General features: G+C 62.3%; 2 protein-coding genes. Both read right to left on the bottom strand.

The window, feature by feature from the left end; all coding sequences use genetic code 11:
- On the bottom strand, positions 1-646 hold a 646-nt coding region (locus E5X88_RS33425; RefSeq protein ID WP_292168533.1), incomplete at its 3' end, for a TCP-1/cpn60 chaperonin family protein.
- A 69-nt stretch (positions 647-715) separates the two neighbouring features.
- Positions 716-1972, bottom strand: coding sequence for a 5-aminolevulinate synthase (gene hemA / locus E5X88_RS33420; protein WP_292168532.1), 1257 nt, complete (start codon positions 1970-1972; stop codon positions 716-718).
- Positions 1973-2113: the final 141 nt, after the last annotated feature.

Here is a 2113-nt window from a genome sequence, read left to right as displayed (position 1 = left end):
GCATCTCGACCCGCATCTTTGCGCGATTGGTGATGAAACGGGGCGAGATATAGCCTCGGTCGAACTGCATGCCCTCGACGAATTCGAGTTCGGTTTCGAGCGACGTCCCGTCCTCGACAGTGATCACGCCGTCATTGCCGACCCTCTTCATGGCGTCGGCGAGGCAGCGGCCGATCTCCCGGTCGCCGTTGGCCGAGATGGTGCCGACTTGCGCAATCTCGACGTTCGAGGTGACCTTCGTGGCGTTGTTTTTGAGTTCCGCGACGACGGCTTCGACTGCGAGATCGATGCCGCGCTTCAGGTCCATGGGATTCATGCCGGCGGCCACCGCCTTGGCGCCCTCCCGGGCGATCGCATGCGCGAGCACGACCGCGGTAGTCGTGCCGTCGCCGGCCTGATAGGAGGTTTTTGTTGCGATCTCGCGCACCATCTGGGCGCCCATGTTCTCGAACTTGTTGTCGAGTTCGATTTCCCTGGCGACCGTCACGCCGTCCTTGGTGACCCGCGGCGCACCGTGCTCGCTGCCGATCGCGACATTGCGCCCCCGAGGGCCAAGCGTGACCCTCACCGCATTCGCCAGGGTGTCAATGCCGCGCAGCATTCTGTCGCGAGCCTCGAACGAGAACATGATTTCCTTGGCAGACATTTCCTTGATCCTTAAGACTAATATCTTCGAGGAATCGTGTCGGATGACGACACGGCTTCATTCAGCCGCTCAGGCGAAATCGTCCCTTGGCAGCCCCAGCCGATTCCAGACGTCGTCCAGAGCCACAGCGAGGCGATCTATCATGGTCTCGTCATGGCAGGGTGTGGGCGTAATGCGTAGCCGCTCGGTTCCCTTCGCCACGGTCGGATAGTTGATCGGTTGGATATAGATGCCGTGCTCGCTCAGCAGAAGGTCGCTCGCCGCCTTGCACTTCGCCGGATCGCCGACCGCCACGGGAACGATGTGCGTGTCGCTCAGCATGACCGGCAGGCCCGCCGCAGTCAGCGCCGCCTTGACCCGTCTTGCGCGGTCCTGCTGGCGCGAGCGCTCCCCCTCGGAAGTTTTCAGATGCCGGATCGCCGCCGTGGCGGCGGCGCAGATAGCCGGTGGCAACGCGGTGGTGAAGATGAAACCTGGAGCATAGGAACGGACCGCATCGATCAGCACAGCGCTTCCCGTGATATAGCCGCCGAGGCAGCCGAAGGCCTTGGCGAGCGTGCCTTCGATCACGTCTATCCGGTTCATGGCGCCGTCGCGCGCGGCGATGCCGGCGCCGCGAGGGCCGTACATGCCCACGGCATGGACCTCGTCGAGATAGGTCATCGCGCCGTAACGATCGGCGATATCGCAAATGCGATTGATTGGCGCGACGTCGCCGCCCATCGAATAGAGACTTTCGAAGACGATGAGTTTTGGACGATCCGGACCCGCCGTCTTCAACAATTCCTCGAGATGATCGACGTCGTTGTGGCGGAAGATGCATTTCTCCGTGCCGGACTGGCGAATGCCCTCGATCATCGAATTGTGGTTGAGGGCATCGGACAGGATCAGACAATCGGGGACCAGCTTGGCGATGGTCGAGATACCTGTCTGGTTCGAGACATAGCCGGACGTGAAGACCAGCGCCGCCTCTTTGCCGTGGAGGTCAGCGAGCTCGCCCTCGAGTTCGACCAGCGGATGATTGGTGCCAGCGATGTTGCGCGTTCCGCCAGCCCCGGTCCCCATCCGGGTCGCCGCTTCGATCATGGCTGCGACGACCCTCGGGTGTTGTCCCATCCCGAGATAGTCGTTGGAGCACCAGATGATGACGTCCTTCGGTCCTTGCGGGGAGTGCCACACGGCATGGGGGAATCGGCCTGCGATCCGCTCGAGGTCCGCGAAGACCCGGTAGCGCCGCTCCTCCTGCAGGCGCGCGATGGCGTCGGCAAAGAACCCGTCATAACTCGTGACGCCGGCCTCCCGGGACTGCCATCGGCTGTCGCTCATATGCTCCCCCAATTTCCGGTCGCCGCAGACTTGATCTCTCCCATCGCGCCGACTTCTGGTTACACCTCACAATTTGCCTTATCTGCTCTAGCTGTGAGCCTTCAGGAGGTTGTCCATTCGGCCCCGACCGAGAAAGCTGAG

The sequence above is a fragment of the Mesorhizobium sp. genome (assembly GCF_004962245.1).
Taxonomy (GTDB): Bacteria; Pseudomonadota; Alphaproteobacteria; order Rhizobiales; family Rhizobiaceae; genus Mesorhizobium.
The sequence above is the reverse complement of the archived record's forward strand: the minus strand, read 5'-3'. Positions and strand labels throughout refer to the sequence as shown.